The organism is Paraburkholderia graminis (assembly GCF_003330785.1).
Lineage (GTDB): Bacteria > Pseudomonadota > Gammaproteobacteria > Burkholderiales > Burkholderiaceae > Paraburkholderia > Paraburkholderia graminis.
The window spans coordinates 696,449-717,188 of the sequence record NZ_CP024935.1 but is presented as its reverse complement, the minus strand read 5'-3'; the positions used below and the strand labels follow the sequence as shown (position 1 = coordinate 717,188).

At 64.6% G+C, this 20,740-nt stretch carries 19 protein-coding genes; 16 read left to right on the top strand and 3 right to left on the bottom strand.

Going from position 1 to position 20,740, the window contains the following annotated elements; genetic code table 11:
* Position 1 precedes the first annotated feature (1 nt).
* From CUJ91_RS21415 to CUJ91_RS21360, 12 genes are all read left to right on the top strand, one after another.
* Positions 2–781 (top strand): HisA/HisF-related TIM barrel protein, encoded by a 780-nt coding sequence (locus CUJ91_RS21415; RefSeq protein ID WP_114157066.1) that lies wholly within the window; start codon positions 2–4, stop codon positions 779–781.
* 367 nt (positions 782–1,148) lie between these two features.
* Positions 1,149–2,558 carry a molybdopterin-binding domain-containing protein gene (locus tag CUJ91_RS21410; protein ID WP_114157065.1) on the top strand — a complete coding sequence of 470 codons (1,410 nt, stop codon included), beginning with the start codon at positions 1,149–1,151 and terminating at the stop codon, positions 2,556–2,558.
* Entirely contained in the window at positions 2,555–4,267 is a 1,713-nt protein-coding gene (locus tag CUJ91_RS21405) for a formylmethanofuran dehydrogenase subunit A (RefSeq protein WP_114157064.1), read from the top strand. Before CUJ91_RS21410 ends, CUJ91_RS21405 begins: the two co-directional genes overlap by 4 nt.
* 46 nt (positions 4,268–4,313) lie before the next feature.
* Complete coding sequence (gene fhcD / locus CUJ91_RS21400; RefSeq protein WP_107707606.1) at positions 4,314–5,273, top strand: formylmethanofuran--tetrahydromethanopterin N-formyltransferase; 960 nt, start codon at positions 4,314–4,316, stop codon at positions 5,271–5,273.
* Positions 5,270–6,130, top strand: a complete 861-nt coding sequence (locus tag CUJ91_RS21395) for a formylmethanofuran dehydrogenase subunit C (RefSeq protein ID WP_114157063.1) — start codon at positions 5,270–5,272, stop codon at positions 6,128–6,130. Before fhcD ends, CUJ91_RS21395 begins: the two co-directional genes overlap by 4 nt.
* A gap of 14 nt (positions 6,131–6,144) precedes the next feature.
* Positions 6,145–6,711: a cytochrome b gene (locus CUJ91_RS21390; protein ID WP_114157062.1), complete on the top strand. Its 567-nt coding sequence runs from the start codon at positions 6,145–6,147 to the stop codon at positions 6,709–6,711.
* A complete protein-coding gene (locus CUJ91_RS21385) occupies positions 6,708–7,688 on the top strand; it encodes an alpha/beta fold hydrolase (protein WP_167450665.1) in 981 nt (326 codons plus the stop codon). Before CUJ91_RS21390 ends, CUJ91_RS21385 begins: the two co-directional genes overlap by 4 nt.
* Positions 7,685–8,605 (top strand): pyrroloquinoline quinone biosynthesis protein PqqB, encoded by a 921-nt coding sequence (pqqB, locus tag CUJ91_RS21380; RefSeq protein WP_114157060.1) that lies wholly within the window; start codon positions 7,685–7,687, stop codon positions 8,603–8,605. The genes CUJ91_RS21385 and pqqB overlap by 4 nt, the downstream gene beginning before the upstream one ends.
* Before the next feature lie 43 nt (positions 8,606–8,648).
* The gene (gene pqqC / locus CUJ91_RS21375) at positions 8,649–9,386 is read left to right on the top strand and encodes a pyrroloquinoline-quinone synthase PqqC (RefSeq protein ID WP_006046574.1); all 738 of its coding nucleotides are present in this window, start codon (positions 8,649–8,651) and stop codon (positions 9,384–9,386) included.
* On the top strand, positions 9,383–9,652 hold the full coding sequence (pqqD, locus tag CUJ91_RS21370; protein WP_006046573.1) for a pyrroloquinoline quinone biosynthesis peptide chaperone PqqD: 270 nt from the start codon (positions 9,383–9,385) through the stop codon (positions 9,650–9,652). Before pqqC ends, pqqD begins: the two co-directional genes overlap by 4 nt.
* 4 nt (positions 9,653–9,656) lie before the next feature.
* Positions 9,657–10,901 (top strand): pyrroloquinoline quinone biosynthesis protein PqqE, encoded by a 1,245-nt coding sequence (gene pqqE, locus CUJ91_RS21365; protein WP_114157059.1) that lies wholly within the window; start codon positions 9,657–9,659, stop codon positions 10,899–10,901.
* Positions 10,902–10,903: 2 nt separating this feature from the next.
* On the top strand, positions 10,904–11,566 hold the full coding sequence (locus CUJ91_RS21360) for a response regulator (RefSeq protein ID WP_006046571.1): 663 nt from the start codon (positions 10,904–10,906) through the stop codon (positions 11,564–11,566).
* On the opposite strand, the gene CUJ91_RS21355 is transcribed toward CUJ91_RS21360, so the two are convergent.
* Positions 11,536–12,570 (bottom strand): histidine kinase, encoded by a 1,035-nt coding sequence (locus CUJ91_RS21355; RefSeq protein WP_208716183.1) that lies wholly within the window; start codon positions 12,568–12,570, stop codon positions 11,536–11,538. The two genes, CUJ91_RS21360 and CUJ91_RS21355, sit on opposite strands and share 31 nt — an antisense overlap.
* A 202-nt stretch (positions 12,571–12,772) precedes the next feature.
* Between CUJ91_RS21355 and CUJ91_RS21350 the strand changes: the two genes are divergently transcribed.
* A complete protein-coding gene (locus CUJ91_RS21350; RefSeq protein WP_114157058.1) occupies positions 12,773–15,157 on the top strand; it encodes a TonB-dependent receptor in 2,385 nt (794 codons plus the stop codon).
* Between the two features lie 49 nt (positions 15,158–15,206).
* On the opposite strand, the gene CUJ91_RS21345 is transcribed toward CUJ91_RS21350, so the two are convergent.
* Positions 15,207–16,370, bottom strand: a complete 1,164-nt coding sequence (locus CUJ91_RS21345) for a YVTN family beta-propeller repeat protein (RefSeq protein WP_114157057.1) — start codon at positions 16,368–16,370, stop codon at positions 15,207–15,209.
* Between the two features lie 197 nt (positions 16,371–16,567).
* On the opposite strand from CUJ91_RS21345, the gene CUJ91_RS21340 reads away from it, so the two are divergent.
* From CUJ91_RS21340 to gph, 3 genes are all read left to right on the top strand, one after another.
* Entirely contained in the window at positions 16,568–17,284 is a 717-nt protein-coding gene (locus CUJ91_RS21340; RefSeq protein ID WP_053859351.1) for a MotA/TolQ/ExbB proton channel family protein, read from the top strand.
* Positions 17,285–17,436: 152 nt separating this feature from the next.
* Positions 17,437–18,213 carry an HAD family hydrolase gene (locus CUJ91_RS21335; RefSeq protein ID WP_114157056.1) on the top strand — a complete coding sequence of 259 codons (777 nt, stop codon included), beginning with the start codon at positions 17,437–17,439 and terminating at the stop codon, positions 18,211–18,213.
* A complete protein-coding gene (gene gph / locus CUJ91_RS21330) occupies positions 18,210–18,968 on the top strand; it encodes a phosphoglycolate phosphatase (protein ID WP_114157055.1) in 759 nt (252 codons plus the stop codon). The genes CUJ91_RS21335 and gph overlap by 4 nt, the downstream gene beginning before the upstream one ends.
* 128 nt (positions 18,969–19,096) lie before the next feature.
* Here the strand turns inward: gph and CUJ91_RS21325 are convergent, their stop codons facing one another.
* Positions 19,097–20,248, bottom strand: coding sequence for a porin (locus tag CUJ91_RS21325; protein ID WP_114157054.1), 1,152 nt, complete (start codon positions 20,246–20,248; stop codon positions 19,097–19,099).
* Positions 20,249–20,740: the final 492 nt, after the last annotated feature.

Genomic DNA, 20,740 nt, shown 5'->3' with positions numbered 1-20,740 from the left:
TATGCAGGTGATACCGGTTCTCGATCTGCTCGACGGCCACGTCGTGCGCGCGGTGCGCGGCGAACGGAGCGCCTATCTGCCGATACGTTCGTCGCTTGCCGCCACCAGCGAGCCGCTTGCCATCGCCCGCGCGCTGCTTGCTGCAAGCGGCGCCCGCACGCTCTACATCGCCGACCTCGGCGCGATCCTTCAGCAGCGCGCTCACATCGAGACGCTTGCCGCGTTGCGCGCCGCGCTGCCCGGCATCGACATCTGGCTCGATGCGGGCTATGCCGACTTCGCGTCGATGCAGGCGCTGTTCGCGCGCATCGACGCAAGCAATCAGCACCCGCAACACCCACAGCACGCGCTCGCGACCCTCGTGCCGGTATTCGGCACCGAATCGTTGCAAGACATTCACGCACTGCGCGCCGCCGAAACAGCCGCGTCGCCAACCTCGCCAGCCTCGCCAACCTCGCCGATCCTCTCGCTCGACCATCGCGCCGGCCAACTGCTTAGCGCCGCTGCCGCTCACGAATGCCCGGAGCCCGCGCGCTCATGGTGGCCGCGCAGAGTCATCGCGATGACGCTCGATCAGGTCGGCAGCTACGACGGTCCCGATCTCGCCACCTTCGAACGCATTCGAGCCAGTGCGCCTGCCGATACTCAGGTGATCGGCGCGGGCGGCATTCGCGATCGCGGCGATCTGACTGCTGCGGCGCGTACCGGCGCAAGCGCGTGGCTCGTCGCGTCGGCGTTGCACGATGGCCGCATCGGCCTGCCGCTCGCAGCGTCGACGTAGGCGAGCAAAACAAGTTCCATGCCAATCGGCGGAAGCGGTGCGGTGGTAAACAACGGCCAGGCTTTATCGTGCTTTCGCGGGCCGCGGGTGACACTCTGCTCCAGAACGGCACACAACCTGTACGCGGACAACGCAGGCGCATAGCGCGGCGCGGCGCAGCGGGCGGCCTTCGCGAAGTCGGGCACGCTGTTCAATCGGCAGGCGTTTGTGGGTTTGAGTTCGGACACGGCGCGCCCTCGCGACCGTTCGCCCGGCATGCGCGTTCGAGCGCGTTGAAGCCCGACGCGACCTTAAGCACGACGCATTTCGAGCGCACTATTGCCGCGCGATGAAACGCATCGGCATGGAGCTTGCTAAAAGTCGCCCCATGCACCTCTCGCCCACCGATCCGTCGACGACCAGCCCATCGGGCGCGGCCACCTCGGCCGCCGCGTCGATCACGCGCGACTGGACCTGCCCGTTCTGTCCGCTGCTCTGCGATGACCTCGCGATCGAATCGCATGACGACGCGACGCTCGCCGTGCAGAACACCGATTGCCCGCGCCTCCTGGAAGCGCTGACGTATTACGGCGCCGCGGATGCGCAATGCAGTGCGAGCATCGACGGAAACGCAGTGGACCTCGACGCGGCGCTCACGCGCGCGACGCACATTCTGTCGTCGGCGCGGCGGCCGCTGTTCGGCGCATTGGCGACCGACGTGGCCGGCGCGCGTGCGCTGTACACGCTCGCTGCCGGCTGCGGCGCGATCCTCGATCATCAGCATGGCGATGCAATGAGCGCCGCGACGCTCGCGCTTCAGGACCGCGGCTCGTTCTTCACGACGCTTTCCGAAGTGCGGTCGCGCGCCGATTTGCTGCTGTTTTTCGGCTGCCAGCCATCGCGGCGCTATCCGCGCTTTTTCACGCGCACCATCGAGGGAACGACGACGCCGCGCGAGCTCGTGTTCATCGGCTGCGAAGCGGACCCGGCGGCGAGTGGACCTGGCTGCGAGCATGTGCGGGTCGAGTCGATTTTGCCCGACGCCGATCCGTTCGATACGCTCGCGCTGTGGTCGACGATCAGCGATCGCCGTCCGCCGACTTCGCTGCATCAGGACGTCGCCGATGCGCAAGACGCGCAGCGCACGCTTGCCGCGTTGCAGGCGCTTCAGGCTCGCATCGATGCCGCGCGCTACACGGTGCTCGTGTACGAACCCGCGTCGTTGCCCGGCCCTCATGCGGCGTTGCTGATCGAAGCGTTGAACCGGATCGTGAAGGCGTCGAATCTGAAGTCGCGCGCGGGCGGCCTCGCGCTCGGCGGCGATGACGGCGCGTTGACGGTCAACCAGACGGTGACATGGCTCTCGGGCCTGCCGCTTCGCACGCGGGTATCGACACCGGCGCGTATCGCGGGGACTACGCCGCTCGACTACGATCCGTATCGCTATCGCACAGAAAGACTGCTCGCGGATCGCGAAGTCGACGCGCTCTTGTGGGTCGCGAGTTTCGCGCCGCCCGCGTGGCCCGAAGCGCTTGCCGACGATGTGCCGCTCATCGTGCTCGGGCATCCGGCTCTCGCGCAGCGCGCGGCGGCACGCGGCAAGGACACCGTGTTTATTCCAGTGGCGACACCGGCTGTGGACAGCGGCGGGCATCTGTTCCGTGTGGACAGCTCGGTCGTGATGCCGCTCACCGCCGCGCGCCGCGCCGGGCTTCCGTCGGTCGGAACGATTGCCGCAAAGCTTGGCGCGCTGCTGGCCACGCCGCTCGCCTCGTCTCACGCAGAGGCCCAGCCATGACGCTCATCCGCCTCAAGGGCGGCACCCTCTTCGATCCGGCCAACGGCGTCGACGGCGAGCGCCGCGACCTGGCAATCCGCGACGGCCGCATCGTCGACGTCCCCGCGAACATTCCAGCCGACCGCGAATACGACGCGACCGGCATGATCGTGATGGCGGGCGGCATCGACATGCATTCGCATATCAGCGGCGGCAAGACCAATCTGTCACGTCTCCTGCTGCCCGAGGATCATCGCGACGATCCCGTGCGCGACGCATCGTACGAATCCGTGCGGGACGCAAACGGCCGCTATCTGCGCCTGCCGTCTTGCGGCGTCTGCGCGCCCGGCACGCTCGCAACCGGCTACCGTTACGCCGAAATGGGCTACACGGCCGCATTCGAACCGGCGATGATCGCCTCCAACGCGCGCCACACGCACCTCGAGATGGGCGACACGCCGATCATCGATCACGGCGCGTACGTGATGCTCGGCAACGACGAGCTGTTCCTGCAAATGCTGGCCGCGCGCGACGATTTCGAGCATCTGCGCGACTACGTCGGCTGGACGATTCATGCGAGCAAGGCGCTCGGCGTGAAAGTCGTGAATCCGGGCGGCATCTCGGCGTTCAGGTTCAACCAGCGCTCGCTCGATGTCGACGAACCGCACGTGCATTACGGCATCACGCCGCGCGAAGTGCTGCACACGCTGACACGCGCGCTCACCGAACTGCGCGTGCCGCATCCGCTGCATGTGCACGCGAGCAATCTCGGCGTGCCCGGCAACATCGATTCGACGATCGCGACGATGGACGCCGCCGACGGCCTGCCGATCCATCTCACGCATATCCAGTTTCATAGCTATGGCGTCGAAGGGCCGCAGAAGTTTTCGTCGGGCGCGCGGCGCATCGCGGAAGCCGTGAATGCGCGGCCGAATGTGTCCATCGACGTCGGCCAGATCATCTTCGGGCAGACCGTCACCGCTTCCGGCGACACCATGATGCAGTTCCGCAACGCGCCGCTCGCGCGGCCGCACAAGTGGATCGTCGGCGACATCGAATGCGACGCCGGCTGCGGCGTGGTGCCGTTCCGCTATCGCGAGCAGAGCTACGTGAATGCGTTGCAGTGGATCATCGGGCTCGAAATCTTTCTGCTGGTGGACGACCCGTGGCGCGTCGCGATGACGACCGATCATCCGAACGGCGGACCGTTTACGAGCTATCCGCATCTGATTCGTCTGCTGATGGACAAATCGTTTCGCGACGAGCAACTCGCGAAGCTGCATCCCGACGCGCAAGTGGCGAGCGCGTTGCCGCAACTGACGCGCGAATTCTCGCTGTACGAGATCGCGACCATCACGCGCGCGGGGCCGGCGCGTCTGCTCGGCCTGAAGGACCGCGGCCATCTCGGCGTGGGCGCGGCGGCGGACATCGCCGTGTATCGCGACGATGCCGACCGCGAGCGGATGTTCACGTCGCCCGCTTATGTGTTCAAGGACGGCGAACTGGTCGCGCGCGACGGCACGCTGGTCTCGACGCCAACGGGCGGCATTCATTTCGTGTCGCCCGAATTCGACCGCGGCATCGAGAAGCGAATCCGCGCGTACAGCGAAGCGAATATTGCGAGCAACTTCGCGCATGCCGCAATCGGCGACGACGAGATCTGCCACTGCTGCCGCGGCGGCAAGCTGTTGCCGGTCGAATGCTTCGCGAACGGTCAACGACATGGCTGAAACCGCTGACCCGACGACCGTCACCCCGAACCGTGACCCGCACACGATGAGCGACACGCCGACCTTGCAGATCAACGGCACCACGATCGACGCCACCTTCGCCGAAGCGTTTCCGATGAAGGCGACGCGGCTCGTCATCACCGCGCATACGCCGGCGTGGGCGATGAACGCGGCGCACTCGCTGACGGGCTTCGCGACCTCGGTGATCGGCTGCGGCTGCGAGGCGGGCATCGAACGCACGCTCGAAGGCGACGACACGCCGGATGGTCGGCCAGGCGTCGCCGTGCTGCTGTTCGCGGTGTCGTCGAAGGAACTGGCGAAGCAGATCGAGCGGCGCGTCGGTCAATGCGTGCTCACGTGTCCGACCACGGCCGTGTATCGCGGCATCGATCCGCAAACGAGCCGCGCGCCGCTGTCGGACCTCGCGCCGCTCGGCAAGAACCTGCGCTTTTTCGGCGACGGTTGGCAGATTTCGAAGATGCTCGGCGACACGCGTTACTGGCGCGTGCCGGTGATGGACGGCGAGTTCGTCTGCGAAGAAACCGCGCCCACCGTGAAGGCCGTGGGCGGCGGCAATCTGATCCTGCTCGCGCGCGACATCGACGCTGCGCTCGCCGCCGCCGAGGCCGCCGTCGACGCGATGCGCCGCCTGCCGAGCGTGATCCTGCCGTTTCCTGGCGGCGTCGTGCGGTCTGGATCGAAGGTCGGCTCGAAGTACAAAGGCGCGACCGCGTCCACCAACGACGCGTTCTGTCCCACGCTCGCCGGCCTCTCCGCGCGCAGCGAGTTGAGCGCGGAAGTGGGCTGCGTGCTCGAAATCGTGATCGACGGACTCACCGAAGCGGATGTCGGCGCGGCGATGACGGCGGGCATCGTCGCGGCTGCGGGACTCGGGCGCGCAGGCGGCCTGCTGCGCATTTCCGCAGGCAATTACGGCGGCAAGCTCGGCCCGTATCACTTCCATCTGCATCAACTGGCCGGCGGCCTCGGCGGGAGCAGCGCATGAGCGTCGTGACGACATTGCGCGTGCGCACAGCGCCAGGTTTTCGCGTCGATGCTTCGGCGTTGCTGCCCGCAACGCTCGCGGCGCTCGCGGTCGCGGACATCGAGCGCCTCGTGCTGCCGGCGGGCAACGATCGTTGCGTCGTCGGCGATGTATTCGATGTGTCGCGCGACGGCGACGCAGCGCCCGACGCAAAGGACGAGCAGAACGCACAGCCCGCCGAAGCCGCGCTCGTGATCGAAGACGCCGTCCCGTGGCTCGACCGTCTCGGCGCACGGATGACGCAAGGCCATCTGATCGTGCGCGGTTCGGCGGGCGATCACAGCGGCTTCCAGATGGCGGGCGGTGTATTGCGTATCGACGGCGATGCCGGCCACTTCACCGCCTGCGAAATGCGCGGCGGACGGCTGACCGTCGCGGGCGATTGCGGCGATTTCGCGGCGGGCGCGCTCGCCGGCGACGTCGAAGGAATGACGGGCGGCACGCTGACGATTCACGGCAACGCGGGCGCGCGGCTCGCCGACCGGATGCGCCGCGGGCTCGTGCTGGTCGGCGGCGATGCGGGCGACTTCGCGGCGTCGCGGCTCGTGGCGGGGACCATCGGCATTGCAGGCCGGTTGGGCGCACACTATGCGTACGGTATGCGGCGCGGAACCCTGCTGCTTGCGCAGCGTCCCACCAGTCTGCCGCCTACTTTCGCCGACGGCGGCCGCGGCTTCGACGTATTCTGGTCCTTGCTCGTACGCAGTCTCGCGGGCGAAATCGCGCCGTTTTCGCAGTGGCGCGCGGCCGCGCTGCCGCGCCGTTATGCGGGCGACGCCGCCGTCGACGGGCGCGGCGAAATACTCGTGATGAGCTAACCAGGGAGGCAGAGATGACGACCGCGCATGCTTCTTCCGCACAACGCCGCGCCGACACGTCCACGCAGCGCTATGCGGGCTCGTTGATCGCGCTGCACTGGCTGATCGCGTTCGGCATCATCGGCCTGCTTGCGCTCGGGCTCTATATGGTCGGACTGCCGAAGGGCCTGCCGCTCAAGGCGACGCTGCTGAACCTTCATAAATCCATCGGACTCACAGTTTTCCTGCTGGTGCTTCTACGCATCGCGGCGCGGGCGGCCTTTCATCGGCCGCCCCTGCCGCCGATGCGACCGTGGCAACGCGCCGCCGCGCGCACTACGCAGGGCCTTTTATACGTGGCAATGGTCGTCATGCCTGTGTCGGGCTATCTCGGCTCGTCGTTCAATCGCTATGGGACGCGCTTCTGGGGCATTCCTCTGCCGAAGTGGGGTTGGGACGATCCCGGCTTGCGCGAGCTCTTCTTCGGCATTCATGAGGTGACGGCGTATCTGCTGATCGCGCTGATCGTGCTGCATGTGGCGGGCGCGATCAAGCATCAATGGATCGACCGCGACAATCTGCTCGCGAGGATGCTGCCATGACGCGGGCGCGAACAACCGGCACGCTGCGCACGCGCGACGCGCATCGCGTGTCGTTCACGGTTGCCGGCGCCGACGACGGCGTGCCGGTCGTCGTCCTGCACGGCGGCCCAGGCAGCGGCAGTCAGCCTGACGCAACGCGGCTCTTCGACCTGACGCGCTTCAGGGTCGTGCTGATCGATCAGCGCGGCACTGGAGCCTCGACGCCGCGCGGCGGCGTGCGCCGCAATCGCACCGACCGCTTGATCGAAGACATCGAAGCCGTACGCGCGCGGCTTCGCATCGAACGCTGGGGCGTGCTTGGCGGATCGTGGGGCGCGGCGCTCGCGCTCGCCTATGCGGGACGGCATCCGCAATCGGTGACGGGCGTGGTGCTGCGCGGCCTTTTTCTCACGTCGATGCGCGAGGTTCGCGGCCTGTTCGTCACGTCGCGCAAACGCGCGCCGCGCGCATGGCAAAAGCTCTGCGCCGCTGCGCATTGCAAGCGGCCCGCTGCGCTGCTTTCGCAATGCCATGCGCGACTGCAACGCGGTCGCGCAAGCGACGCCCAGCAGCGCAAGCTCGCGCTCGCATGGCGCGGCTATGAAAACGCCGTGCTCGCGAGTGCGAACACGCGGCGCAGGCTCGTACCGGCCAGGCTCTCGCATAAGGACAGCCGCAAGCTCATCGGCAAGTACCGCATTCAGGCGCATTACCTGATGCATCACTGCTGGCTCGGCGAAGCGCGGTTGCTGGCGTTCGCGCGCCGCGCCGCCGCCGCCGGCGTGCCGCTCGCCGCGGTGCACGGTTCGCGCGATCCCGTGTGTCCGCCGGATAACCTGCGACGCCTCGCGCGAGCGGTTCCCAATGCTCACATTGAATGCGTGCGCGCCGGCCATCTTGCAAGCGATCCCGCTTTGCATGCACGCGTGGCCGATGCACTGACAACACTGTTTCTTCCACTCACCGACGAGGGGCGCACGCTGCGCCGCGCGGCATGAAAATCAAGGTACTCGGCTCATCGGCGGGCGGCGGCTTTCCGCAGTGGAACTGCAACTGCCGCAATTGCGACGGCGTGCGGCGCGGCACGCTGAAGGCCACGCGCCGCACGCAATCGTCGATTGCGGTGAGCGCGAACGGCGAGGACTGGCTGCTCGTGAACGCGTCGCCCGATCTGCTCGCGCAGATCGCCGCGAACTCGGAGCTTCAACCGGCCCGCCGCGCGCGCGACAGCGGCATCGCGGCGGTGCTCGTCATCGACGCGCAGATCGATCACGTCACCGGCCTCCTGATGCTGCGCGAGCGCGACACGCCGCTGCCGCTCCATGCAACCGACGCCGTCTGGCAGGACCTGACAAGCGGCTTTCCGATCGCGCCGATCCTCTCGCACTACTGCGGCGTCGAGCATCGGCGAATCGCGCTCGACGGCGCGCCGCTCAGCGTCGACGCATTGCCCGGCGTGCAGATCGACGCGCTACCGCTCACCAGCAAGGCGCCGCCCTACTCGCCGCATCGCAACTCGCCCGAGCGCGGCGACAACATCGGGCTCGTATTCACGAACCGGCAGACCGGCAAGCGCGTGTTTTACGCGCCCGGTCTCGGCGAGATCGAACCGCACGTACTCCAGGCGATGCGCGCGGCGGATCTGCTGCTCGTCGACGGCACGCTGTGGACCGCCGATGAAATGATCCGCCTCGGCCTCTCGAAGAAAACCGCTGCGGATATGGGTCATCTGCAGCAATCGGGACCTGGTGGCATGATCGAAGTACTGGATTCGCTCGACGCAAACAACGCGCGCAAGGTGCTGATCCACATCAACAACACCAACCCGATTCTCGTCGAGGATGGCCCGGAACGCCGCCTTCTCACGGAGCACGGCATCGAAGTTGCCTACGACGGCATGACCTTCGAACTATGAAGCGCGGCCACGCAGCACGCGTCGCGCAGGAACGGGAGATTGCATGAACGCGAAAGACACGTTGGGCACCACGCCAGGCAGCGAGCGCGCCCGCGACGAAGCCTGGACCCGTGAGGAATTCGAAGCGCAGTTGCGCGCGAAAGGCACGGCGTACCACATTCATCATCCGTTCAATGTGAAGATGAATAGCGGCGGCTGCTCGCCCGAACAGATTCGCGGCTGGGTCGCGAACCGCTTCTACTATCAGATCAACATTCCGCTGAAGGACGCGGCCGTGATGTCCAATTGCCCGGATCGCGAAACGCGCCGCCGCTGGGTGCTGCGCATTCTCGATCACGACGGCTACGGCGGCGAGGAAGGCGGCATCGAAACATGGGCGCGTCTGGGCGATGCAGTGGGTCTCTCGCGCGACGAACTGTGGTCGCTCGAACATGTGACGCCTGGCGTGCGCTTCGCCGTCGACGCGTACGTGAACTTCGCGCGCCGCGCGCCGTGGCAGGAATCGGTGTGCTCGTCGCTCACCGAAATGTTCGCGCCGCAGGTTCATCGCGACCGGCTCGCGAGCTGGCCCGAACACTATCCGTGGATCGAAGCGTCCGGCCTCGCCTACTTTCGCTCGCGCATCACGCTCGCACAGCGCGACGTGGAGCACGGCCTCGAAGTCACGCTGAATTACTTCACGCGGCGCGAACAACAGGAACGCGCGCTCGAGATTCTGCAATTCAAGCTCGACATTCTGTGGACCATGCTGGACTCGATCGAAAAGGCCTTTCCGCAATGAACGACATGTCCAACGCCGATCGTCCCGCGCTCAACAAGCTGTTCCGGCTGCAATGGGAACCGGCGCAGAACGCGCACGTGCTGCTGTATCCGGAAGGGATGGTGAAGCTCAATCAGAGCGCGGCGGAAATCCTCAAGCGTTGCGACGGCACGCGCGATATCGAAACGCTTATCGCCGATCTGGAGCAGGCGTTCAACGCAACAGGACTTGGCCCCGAAGTACGCGCATTCGTGACCGAAGCGCATTCGCGCGGATGGCTGGAGTAGCGCAATGATCGATCTCTCGCAACCTGCTGCCGACATTCACACTGAAGCACAGCCCGAAGCGACGCCCGCGAGCGTCGCGCCGCCGCTGTGGCTGCTCGCGGAACTGACGTATCGCTGCCCGCTGCATTGCGCGTTCTGCTACAACCCGGTCGACTACACCGATCACAATCGCGAACTCAGCACCGAACAATGGCTCGGCGTGCTGCGCGAGGCGCGCGCGCTCGGCGCCGCGCAATTGGGCTTTTCGGGCGGCGAACCGCTGATGCGCGACGACCTCGAAGTGCTGGTCGGCGAAGCGCGCAAGCTCGGCTTCTATACGAATCTGATCACCTCGGGCGTCGGTCTCACGGACAAGCGCCTCGGCGACCTGAAAGCGGCCGGGCTCGATCACATCCAGTTGTCGTTTCAGGACTCGACTCAGGAACTCAACGACTTCTTGAGCAGCACACGCACGTTCGATCTGAAGCAGCGCGTCGCGGCATCGATCAAACAGCATGGCTTTCCGATGGTGCTGAACTGCGTGCTGCATCGCTATAACCTGCCCCACGTCGACAAGATCATCGACATGGCGCTCGCGATGGGCGCCGAATACCTCGAACTCGCGAACACGCAGTACTACGGCTGGGCGCATCACAATCAGGCGCAGCTCATGCCGACCCGCGAGCAGCTCGAGGAAGCAGAAGCGGTGGTCGAACGTTATCGGCGCACCCATGGCGATCGCTGCAAGATTTTCTTCGTCGTGCCCGACTATTTCGAGCGACGCCCGAAGCGCTGCATGAACGGCTGGGGCGCGGTGTTTCTCGGCGTCGCGCCGGATGGCGCTGCGCTGCCCTGTCACGCGGCGCGCGCGCTGCCCGGCCTCGTGCTGCCGAATGTGAAAGACATGCCGCTGCGCGAGATCTGGTACGAGAGCGACGCATTCAATCGTTTCCGCGGTCTGCAATGGATGAAAGAGCCGTGCCGCAGTTGCGACGAGAAGGAAAACGATCTCGGCGGCTGCCGTTGCCAGGCGTATCTGCTCACCGGCGATGCGGCCAATGCGGACCCTGTCTGCGACAAGTCGCCGTTGCATGAAAAAGTGGTCGACGTGACGCGTCTCGCGGCGGCGGCGCATGAACCACGAGAGCAGCCCATCATGTTCCGCAACGATGCAAACTCGCGCAAGCTGACGGGCGCGCATGCACCGCAAAACAAGGTGCAAAAAACGGCGCACGACGAGCCAAACGACAACGGCCACACCGGGGGTTGACCATGACAGCGGCGGACATTTCAGTGTTGCTCGTCGACGATCACGCCGTGGTGCGCGAAGGCTACCGGCGGCTACTCGAAGTGAATGCCGACGTGCACGTGTGCGGTGAAGCAGCCGACGCCGCTCAGGCCTATCAGCGCTTCTGCGCGCTGCGGCCCGATGTCGTCGTGATGGATGTCTCGTTGCCGGGCGCAAGCGGAATCGAAGCAATGCGGCGCATGCTCGCGCGCGAGGCCGATGCGCGCGTGCTGATTTTCAGCGTCCACGAAGAGGCGATTTTCGTGCGCCGCGCACTCGACGCCGGCGCGCTCGGTTATGTGACGAAAGCCAGCGCGCCCGACGTGCTGGTCGAAGCGGTGCGCACCATCGCGCGGCGCGCCAGTTATCTAAGCCCCGACATTTCGCAGGCACTCGCGCTGCGCAATGCATTCAGCGAAGGCCCGCCCGGACGGCAGTTGTCCGCGCGCGAATTCGAGGTTTTGCGTTTGCTCGTGCAAGGCTACACGCTGCCGAGCATCGCCGAAAAGTTGGGGCTCAGCCAGAAGACCGTGGCCAATCATCAGTCGGTGATCCGGCAGAAGTTCGGCGCGGACAACGGTGTGCAACTCGCACAAATGGCAAGCCGCCTCGGCCTTCAGTTCACCGGCTCCGCCAGTCCCGCTTGAACGGGCACGCGTGCGCAAAACAGGAAGCCGCCTTCGGGCTTGCTCGCGACATGAAACTCGCCGCCTAGCGCTTCGACCCGCTCGCGCATGCCGATGAGCCCCAGGCCCGCGCGCGGCGCATCGAGGTCGACGCCGGGACCGTCGTCGGCCATCGTCACGACGATTTCGTCGATTGGCCGGCGTTTTTGCGCACTTTTCTGCGGCGCATGCGCCTCGCGCGGCGCGCGCACCATGAACACTTCCACGCGCGAGTGCCGCGCGAACTTCGACACATTCGTCAGCCCTTCCTGCACCAGGCGGTAAAGCGTGATGGTGAGCGCGTCGCTGAGTCCTGTGTAATCGCCTTCTATCGTTAGCGAAAACGACGCGTCGGGCAAGCGCTCGCGCCATCCGTCGATGCAATGCTCGAGCGCGCTCGGCAAGCCGAATTCGTCGAGACCGATAGGCCGCAAGCGCCGAATCATTCCGCCGATCTGCCGATACACATGACTCGCGCTCCGCATCAATTCCACCGATATGCGATGAATCTCCGGCTCGCGCGCGGCGGAGAGATCGCGAATACGTGCTGCGTCGAGTGAAATGGCGTTCAGGTACTGGCCGAGTTCGTCGTGCAGTTCGCGCGCGAGGTGGCGGCGCTCGAGTTCCTCTGCCTGCAACGCCTGGTTCGCAAGACGCCGGTTGTCGGCGAGCAGACGTTCGGCCTCTTCTTCCAGCACGCGCCGATGCGCGAGTTCGCTGCGCGTCTCGCGATAGCGGCGCCACGCGAACCACGCAAGCCCCAGCGACAGCACGCACAGCGTGAGCGGCAACTCGTCGAGTTGAAAGCGCTCGACGCCGCGCGTCCACCGATAAGCGCGCTCGCTGACATCGAACAGCGAGCCGAGCGCGGCCGCGAGCAAGGTCAGCGCGAGCACGCAGGCAAGATCGCGCGGCACCGCTGAATGCTGCGAATTGCGCGGCATATTGCGGCGCGTTTGATGAGGTTGGGTGGATTCGCTCGACATCACGTTTGCATTCTAGTCAGGCCAATCGGACACGAAGTTCGTCGCAACCAGTTTGGGAACGCTTCCTCGCGATTTCGGGAAAAGCTCCCGAGCCTTCACGCGAGCGCGCATGCGAAGCTTTGCACACCTTGAAAGAAAGCGCTACGTATGCCGCCACGCGGCTGCGTCCGAAGAAAGCGTCGATTCGGCAGGAGACAGAATAATGAATATCTCATCACGCGTGCGCCGCGGAAAACCCGGCCTCGGCTTCAGGCGGCGAGCCGGCATCACGCTTGGATTCGGCAGCGCGCTTGCGAGCATGTCGATAGGTGCGTGGGCGCAAGCGGAGCCGGCGGCTTCAGCAGCGGCTCCGGCTTCGGCTGCGGCTGCGGCTCCGGCTTCGGCGGCTGCCGCAGCCGATGCGCCAGACGATACGCCCTCGACCACGCTCACGCCCGTGGTGGTGGTCGGCACGACGCCGCTGCTCGGCATCGGCACGCCGCTCGCGCAGGTGCCCGCCAACGTGCAGACCGTTCGCGCGCGAGACATCGAAGCGCAGCATCGCTTCAATCTCACGGATTACCTCGCGAAGAATCTGCCGAGCGTCGACATCGCCGATGCGCAAGGCAACCCCTATCAGATGAACGTCAACTATCGAGGCTTCACGGCGTCGCCGCTGCTTGGCACACCGCAGGGCATTTCGGTGTTCGTCGACGGCGTGCGCGTGAACGAGCCGTTCGGCGACGTGGTCAACTGGGACGTGCTGCCGCAACAGGCCATCGACACCATTCAATTGATTCCCGGTTCGAATCCGACGTATGGGCTGAATACGCTTGGCGGCGCGCTCGCCATCACGACGAAGAACGGCAAGACGAGCCCCGGCGGCGAGGCCGAAGTGGCGCTCGGCTCGTGGGGCCGCAAGACCGCGCAGATCGAACAGGGCGGCACGATCGGCCAGAACCTCGATTACTACGTGACCGGCAACGTCACGAACGACAACGGCTGGGCCGAGCAGAATGCGAGCCGCGTGCGGCAGATTTTCGGCAAGCTGCGTTATACCGATGCCGACACCACGCTGTCGTTATCCGCAGGCGGCGCGGACAACGATCTGCACGGCACGCAAACCATTCCGCGCTCATTCCTTGGCAATCCGAAGCAGCCTTATACGTATCCCGATCAGAACCTGAACAGCGCGGGCTACGTGACGCTGTCCGGCGAACACTACTTCAGCGATAACGTCGAGCTGAGCGGCAATGCGTACTACCGGCACTTCCGCAATAGCAATGTGAGCAGCAACACGAATCCGAACTTCGGTTCGATCGACGACGACGGCGACGTCGACACCACGCAGGCGACCAACGAGAAATCCGTCGTCTCTACCGATAGTTTCGGCGCGAGCCTGCAACTCACGCTGCTCGGCAAACTCGGCGGCATGCAGAACCAGTTCGTTGCGGGCGTATCCGCGGACATCGCGAATTCGCGCTACACGCAATCGTCGCAGGATGCGGTTTTCACGGCTTCGCGCGCGACGGTCGGCATCGGCGATTTCACGCAGGAAACCGCGGCGAAAACCCATAACGGCAACTACGGCATCTATCTGCAAGACACTTTATCGCTGACGAAGCAATGGACGCTGACGCTCGCGGGACGCTACAACTGGGCCGAAGCGACCATCGGCGATTCGAGCGGCGCTCAGCCGCAACTGGACGGACACCATACGTTCTCGCGCTTCAATCCGGCGGTCGGCATCAACTGGAATCCGACCTCGGCGTTCACGGCCTACGCAACCTACAACGAAGGCATGCGCTCGCCGACTGCGATCGAACTCGCGTGTGCGGATCCGGCCGCGCCCTGCTCGCTGCCGAACGACTTCGTGTCCGACCCGCCGCTGCAACCGGTGATCTCGAAGACCTTCGAAATCGGCGCACGCGGACGAATCGGCCAGGCGACAAGCTGGAGCGCCGCCGTCTATCGAACCACGCTCGATAACGACATCGAATTCATCGCCAGCAATGGCGCGGCGAGCAATCGCGGCTTCTTTCAGAACGTGGGCCGCACGCGCCGGCAAGGGTTCGAACTCTCGGGACGCAGCCAGCTAGGCCCGCTCGCGGTGACCGCAAGCTACAACTACATCGACGCCACGTATCGCACCGCGTGGACCGAGAACAGCGCGAGCAATTCCAGCGCGGATGCGAACGGCAACATCAACGTGAAGCCCGGCGATCATCTGCCCGGCATTCCGGCGAACACGGTCAAGCTGCAACTCGACTACGCGGCGACCGCGAAGTGGAGAGTCGGCGCGAACCTCACGTGGCGCGGTGGCATCTATGCACAGGGCGACGAAAACAATCAGGACGTCAATGGCAAGATCGCCGGCTATTTTCTGATCGATCTCGACACGTCGTATCAGGTCACCAAACAGTTGCAGGTGTTTGCGAGCGTCTCGAATCTGCTCGACAAGCGCTATGCGAGCTTCGGTTCGCTCGGAGAAAACTTCTTCAACGGCCCGAACCATACGTTCGACGGCGCGAATCCGAGCAACGAGCAGTTCGTCGGACCGGGCGCGCCGCGCGGGTTTTGGGTCGGCCTGCGCTATGCGTGGAAGTAGGTGGAAGTGAGGGCGGTCATGCGTCGGCTCGCGCATGACCTCCGCGTGCTCAGTGCGATTCGATGGAGCCGTCGCTATGCGGATAGGTGACGATGCCCCACGCGAGCGGCAGTTGACCAATCTGCGTGACCGGCTGATAACTGCGCGCGTCGAGCACATAAACGGCATCGGAGCGCCCGCAGGCGACCAGCAGCTTTGTGCCGTCGGGCGTAAAACTGAAGTGCCAGCAACGCTGACCGACCGGCACGTCGGCAAGATGCTCGTAGCTCTTGCCGTCGAATACCTGCACCGTCTTGTCGCGCGCCGCAGCGACAAAAAGCCGCTTGCCGTCGGGACCGTAGGCGACGCCGTAAGGACCCAGTTTGGTATCGACGGTCTTCTTCACCTTGAACGTGCGCGCGTCGATCACGACGAGTTTGCTCAGCGACTCCAGCGTGACCACGTAGTCCTTGCCGTCCGGCGACAGGCGAATGCCACGCGGACGCCCGCCCGCCGCGAGCTTCACGGTCCTGACGGGCGCGCCCGTGCGCGCGTGATAGACGGAGACCGTATCGTCGCCTTCGTTGGTGACGAGCATGTTCTTGCCGTCGCGTGAAAATTCGATGCCCTCGGTTTCGTGGCCGCTCGTCACCGAGCGCACCACGCGCCAGCTTTTCATATCGACGATAGCGATCTCGGCGGGCGGTTTGTTGGCGTCGTCATCGTCGTCGGCGTGGGGTTTGCCGGCTTGCGCTTCGCCTGGCTTCTCGGCTGGCTTGTCGCCTGGCTTCTCGGCTGGCTTCCCAGACTGTCCGCTCGCTGCAGGCGGGCCGCCGTCTTCGCCCGGCTCATACGTCACATACGCATAGCCGTTGTGCACGCGCACAAACTCCGGGTTCTGACCGATCTTCACGCGCTGCACGACTTCCCCGGAAGCCGTATCGATCACGGCAAGATCGCCCGTGTTCTTGTTGGCGACCAGCAGGCGCGAGCCGTCCGCATTGAGGCTCAGGCCGCGCGGGCCGTCCGCGCCGACGGGGAAGGTTCGGGTCAACGTCATCTTGTCGAGGTCGATCACACCCACGCCGCCCTTCTCGCTCGTCACATAGGCGAGAGGCGCCGCGGCATGCGCCGAAGCGGCGCCGAACGCCGTCGCCGCGACCATACCCGCCGCGATCAAGGCTGAAACGATGGGGCGTCCCCGTGTTGTTTTGCGAAACCGTGTCTCCAGCATGTGTTCTGCTCCGTTGTAAAAGCACTGTGCCGCACAAGGCCGGCATTCAAGCAAAGTAGTTCATTAGAGGATCGTTTGACAACGGACGAAGGCGGGAGATTTTCCCGAATTGACCTGGCAAGGCCGCTAACGGTACTAAAACACCGGGCCGCGGCGGACAATGAACGCGGCGGCTCGACGAGTCGAAGGAAACGGTCATGCAGCACTATGGTCTCGCGAATGTCTGGCAAAGCGGCGATTTCATCACGCGCGCGATTCTCGGCATATTGTTCATCATGTCGATCCTGTCGTGGACGGTTATCGTCGTCAAGCTGTGGCATGTGCTGCGCATCAAGCGAGTAACCGGCCGCACCGACGCGCAGTTCTGGCAGGCCGACAACTTCGAACACGGGCTCAAAAACCTGGGCGGCCTTGCGGGCCACAGTAGTGAGGCATCGGCTGAGGCGCTGCGCGACAATCCGCTGCTCGCTCTTGCGATGGCCGCATCGGAGGCGGCCGCGCATCATCGCGACACCAGGCCGCATTTGCAGGATCGCATCGACGTATCGGACTGGATCGCGCGCCGCCTGCAAGGCAGCATCGACGACGCCGTCGCGCATATGCAAAGCGGCCTCGCGGTGCTGGCGTCGATCGGCAGCACCGCGCCGTTCGTCGGGCTCTTCGGCACGGTGTGGGGCATTTATCATGCGCTGATCGTGATCGGCGAAACGGGTCAGGCGTCGATCGATCATGTCGCCGGACCGGTCGGCGAGTCACTCATCATGACCGCGTTCGGGCTCTTCGTCGCGATACCGGCCGTGCTCGGGTATAACGGGCTCACGCGCGCAAACAAGTCGATCGTCACGCGGCTCAAGCGCTTCGCACATGGACTGCACGCGTACTTCGTGACGGGTCTGCAATTGCCGCACGGGTAATGGACCGTTAAACGATGCGTTATCGCCCGTCAAAGAATCTCTGAATTCAAATCGCGTGCGCGCTCCGCTATCGTGGCTTGCATACCGGCCTGATGTAGTCGTGCAATCACACGCATCGCGCCGGCTCTCCATCACTGTGAGAGGACCGGCCCATGCAAGCCCTGATCTTCGATGTCGACGGCACGCTTGCCGATACCGAAAGCGCGCATCTGCACGCGTTCAACGCGGCGTTCGCGCAAGCCGGTCTCGACTGGCACTGGGACGAAGCGCTCTATGTGCGCCTTCTGGAAGTGGCGGGCGGCAAGGAGCGTCTGCTGCACTACTGGCGCATCGTCGATCCCGAGGAGGCGGAAGGCCCCGGCGTGAGCCGCGTGATCGACGCGGTGCATGCAATCAAGACGCGTCACTATGCGGCGCATGTTCGCGATGGCGGCTTGCCGTTGCGGCCGGGCATCGCGCGCCTGATCGATGAAGCGGGCGCGGCCTCTATCCCCGTCGCCATCGCGACCACCACCACGCCCGCGAATCTCGACGCGCTGTTGCACGGACCGTTCGGCCCCGAATGGCGCAGCCGCTTTGCCGCGATCTGCGATGCAAGCACGACGCAGTCAAAGAAGCCCGCGCCCGATGTGTATCTCGACGTGCTTCGTCAACTCGGCCTCAAAGGCCAGGACTGCATCGCGTTCGAAGATTCCGCGAACGGCTTGCGCGCGGCGCGTGCAGCGTTTGTTCCGACTATCGTGACGCCGACAGCGTACACGGCGCATCATTCCTTCGACGGCGCGCTCGCCGTGCTGCCTCATCTTGGCGATCCGCATGCGCCGCTCGCTTCGGAGGCTGCGAACGAGAATGAGCGGCCCGCATGGGTGGATCTCGACACATTGCGCGGCTGGCATCGCAATGCGTTGAGCGAGGCTGCGGCCGTATGACGACGCCGCCGGTTTTTTCGCCTGAAGCGCCGGCGGCAACGCTAACGCAAGCGTTGCCGCGATCACGAACGCGCGCCGTGCTGATCGACCTCGACGGCACGATGGTCCACACAGCGCCGGATATCGTCGAAGCGGTGAGCTGCATGCTCGCCGATTTCGATCAGCCGCCGTTGCCCTTCGACACGGTCAGCAGTTTTATCGGCAAAGGTGTGCCGAACCTGGTTAAGCGCACGCTCGAAACGGCGGCGCTCGATGGACGAGTCGACCTCGACGCCGCGCTCGCGGTGTTTGATCGGCACTATCGGCAGACGAATGGGCGCTTCGGTCATGTTTATCCGCACGTCGCCGCCGGTCTTCGCGAACTCGCGCGGCTCGGCTATCGGCTCGCGTGCGTGACCAACAAACCCGAGGCGTTGGCCGCGCCGCTGCTGCGCATGACAGGACTCGCGCAAGATATCGAAGTACTGGTCGCAGGCGATTCGATCGACAGCATGAAGCCCGCACCGCAACCGCTGTGGCACGCATGCCGGTTGCTGGATGCAGATGTCAAATGCAGCGTTCTGGTGGGCGATTCGCCCGTCGATGTCAGCGCGGCGCGCGCGGCGGGCGTGCCGGTGTTTATCGTGCGCTACGGCTATGGCGGCCCCGATGGCGCGACGGCATTGCAGTGCGATGCGTTAATCGATTCGTTCGCGCAGTTGCCCGATCTGCTTGCGCTGCGCGATGAGCGCTTGAACGCCGATGCAGGGTCGTAGTTCTCGCAGTCCACTATGAAAACGACCCGGACACTTACGCGTCCGGGTCGTCGGTTTCTCTGCTGCAAGCAAGCTCGCCAACAAGCTCGTCAACAAGCCGCTACAGCAGAATCAACCGCAGCAGAACATCAGAACTTATGACGGATACCGACGATCGCCACCGCCTGCGAATCGGTGCCGTTGTAGCCATACGAACCGATCGAAGCCTGCGCGTCCTGCGTGGTGCCATCGGCGAGACGCTGCGTGCCGCTCGCGTGCTGGTAGGCCGCGACCGCGTAGAAGTCGGTGCGCTTCGAGATGTTGTAGTCCGCGCCGATGCTGAACTGGTGGTAATGCGCCGACGTGTCGCCGGAGGCAGCGGTGTACGCGTAGCCCAGACCCGCGACCAGTGCCGGCGTCGCCTGATACGCAACGAAGGCTTTACCGCTGTTGTACTTCTCAGTGCCGGTGAAGGTGGACGCGCCGTCGCTCTTCAACTGCGTGTTGCTATACGAAGCGCCGAGCGTGACGGGGCCGAGCGCGTATTGGCCGCCGATCTGCGCGATGCTGACCGATTTCGCCGTCACGTAGCCGTCGTTGATATGGCTGTCGAAGATCGAATCGGTCGTGCTGCTCGCCCAGCTCGAACGCGCGGCCGTAGACGATGCGTTGGTCGCGCGCAGGTAGCCGCCCGCGAGCGAGAATGGACCGTTCGAGTACGACACCGCGCCGCTGTAGGTGTAGCCCTGGCCCGCCTGACCCGCGACGCCGCTGAATGCATACAGTGCTTCGAACTGCAGGCCGGCGTAGTTCGGCGACACGTATTTGACCGCGTTCGATACGCGCGCGCTGTTGTCGTTGTTGTCGACGTCGCCCGGCGTTGCGAAGGCGGAGCCGAAGAAGTTGTCGGCGGTGACGCCCTGCACCATGTCCGTGATCGGATCGTACTGGCGGCCGGCCGTCACCGTGCCCCATGTCGCGCCCGTCAGCCCGACGAACGACTGGCGGCCGAACTCGCGCGAGCCCTGACCGAGTTTGCCGGTGCCGACGTCGAAGCCATTTTCCAACGTGAAGATCGCCTTCAGGCCGCCGCCCAGATCTTCCTGGCCCTTCAGCCCCCAGCGGTCGCCGCTCAGATTGCCGTTGAGCATGCCCGCGAGATTGCTGCCCGAGCTGGCGTTATGCACATAGCCGATGCCGGCGTCGATCACGCCGTACAACGTCACGCTGTTCTGTGCATGGGCGGACCCCGCCGCGACCAGCAGTGCGAGAGAGGCGGAAGTCAATGCTGTCTTTTTCATCCTTGTTCCTTTATTCACGTTTCAGAAAGACATTGCGGACGCGCAGCATACCTTGATTAATTTAAAAATCAATAAAAGCGTTTGGAAATTCCAACACGATTAGTATCGCCAATTGATTACAAATAATTAAGGGCTATGTGCGAACACATAGCCCCGAGCCCGGCGCAACGACTTTCCCTGCGTGGAGACGTGGAGAAAGAACCGAACGGGATGCATTTAGCCAGCGCGATAGTGTGAAGTCAAGCGGCGGTCGATTGAGTTTCCTTTCCTGATCTTTTCACGCTCTCTTTATCGCGGCTTTATATTTCATTTTATTAATTCGCCTTTCCATTTCTAATTATCAAAGCGGGACGATCGAATCAAGAGAATCCCGTTTCAGTGACACCCTATTGCACAACCCTGGCCCGCGCGCCGCGCCCGTTGGCATGCACTGGCTTTTTCTCGCGAATGCTGGCTCTCCCACATACTGGCGGTGCGGAGCTTGTCATGCTG

Bases quoted from the DNA above. Each gene is read 5' to 3' on its own strand.
- CUJ91_RS21415 (WP_114157066.1), top strand. From the start codon at position 2: ATGCAGGTGATACCGGTTCTCGATCTGCTCGACGGCCACGTCGTGCGC.
- CUJ91_RS21410 (WP_114157065.1), top strand. From the start codon at position 1,149: ATGCACCTCTCGCCCACCGATCCGTCGACGACCAGCCCATCGGGCGCG.
- CUJ91_RS21405 (WP_114157064.1), top strand. From the start codon at position 2,555: ATGACGCTCATCCGCCTCAAGGGCGGCACCCTCTTCGATCCGGCCAAC.
- fhcD (WP_107707606.1), top strand. From the start codon at position 4,314: ATGAGCGACACGCCGACCTTGCAGATCAACGGCACCACGATCGACGCC.
- CUJ91_RS21395 (WP_114157063.1), top strand. From the start codon at position 5,270: ATGAGCGTCGTGACGACATTGCGCGTGCGCACAGCGCCAGGTTTTCGC.
- CUJ91_RS21390 (WP_114157062.1), top strand. From the start codon at position 6,145: ATGACGACCGCGCATGCTTCTTCCGCACAACGCCGCGCCGACACGTCC.
- CUJ91_RS21385 (WP_167450665.1), top strand. From the start codon at position 6,708: ATGACGCGGGCGCGAACAACCGGCACGCTGCGCACGCGCGACGCGCAT.
- pqqB (WP_114157060.1), top strand. From the start codon at position 7,685: ATGAAAATCAAGGTACTCGGCTCATCGGCGGGCGGCGGCTTTCCGCAG.
- pqqC (WP_006046574.1), top strand. From the start codon at position 8,649: ATGAACGCGAAAGACACGTTGGGCACCACGCCAGGCAGCGAGCGCGCC.
- pqqD (WP_006046573.1), top strand. From the start codon at position 9,383: ATGAACGACATGTCCAACGCCGATCGTCCCGCGCTCAACAAGCTGTTC.
- pqqE (WP_114157059.1), top strand. From the start codon at position 9,657: ATGATCGATCTCTCGCAACCTGCTGCCGACATTCACACTGAAGCACAG.
- CUJ91_RS21360 (WP_006046571.1), top strand. From the start codon at position 10,904: ATGACAGCGGCGGACATTTCAGTGTTGCTCGTCGACGATCACGCCGTG.
- CUJ91_RS21355 (WP_208716183.1), bottom strand. From the start codon at position 12,570: ATGTCGAGCGAATCCACCCAACCTCATCAAACGCGCCGCAATATGCCG.
- CUJ91_RS21350 (WP_114157058.1), top strand. From the start codon at position 12,773: ATGAATATCTCATCACGCGTGCGCCGCGGAAAACCCGGCCTCGGCTTC.
- CUJ91_RS21345 (WP_114157057.1), bottom strand. From the start codon at position 16,370: ATGCTGGAGACACGGTTTCGCAAAACAACACGGGGACGCCCCATCGTT.
- CUJ91_RS21340 (WP_053859351.1), top strand. From the start codon at position 16,568: ATGCAGCACTATGGTCTCGCGAATGTCTGGCAAAGCGGCGATTTCATC.
- CUJ91_RS21335 (WP_114157056.1), top strand. From the start codon at position 17,437: ATGCAAGCCCTGATCTTCGATGTCGACGGCACGCTTGCCGATACCGAA.
- gph (WP_114157055.1), top strand. From the start codon at position 18,210: ATGACGACGCCGCCGGTTTTTTCGCCTGAAGCGCCGGCGGCAACGCTA.
- CUJ91_RS21325 (WP_114157054.1), bottom strand. From the start codon at position 20,248: ATGAAAAAGACAGCATTGACTTCCGCCTCTCTCGCACTGCTGGTCGCG.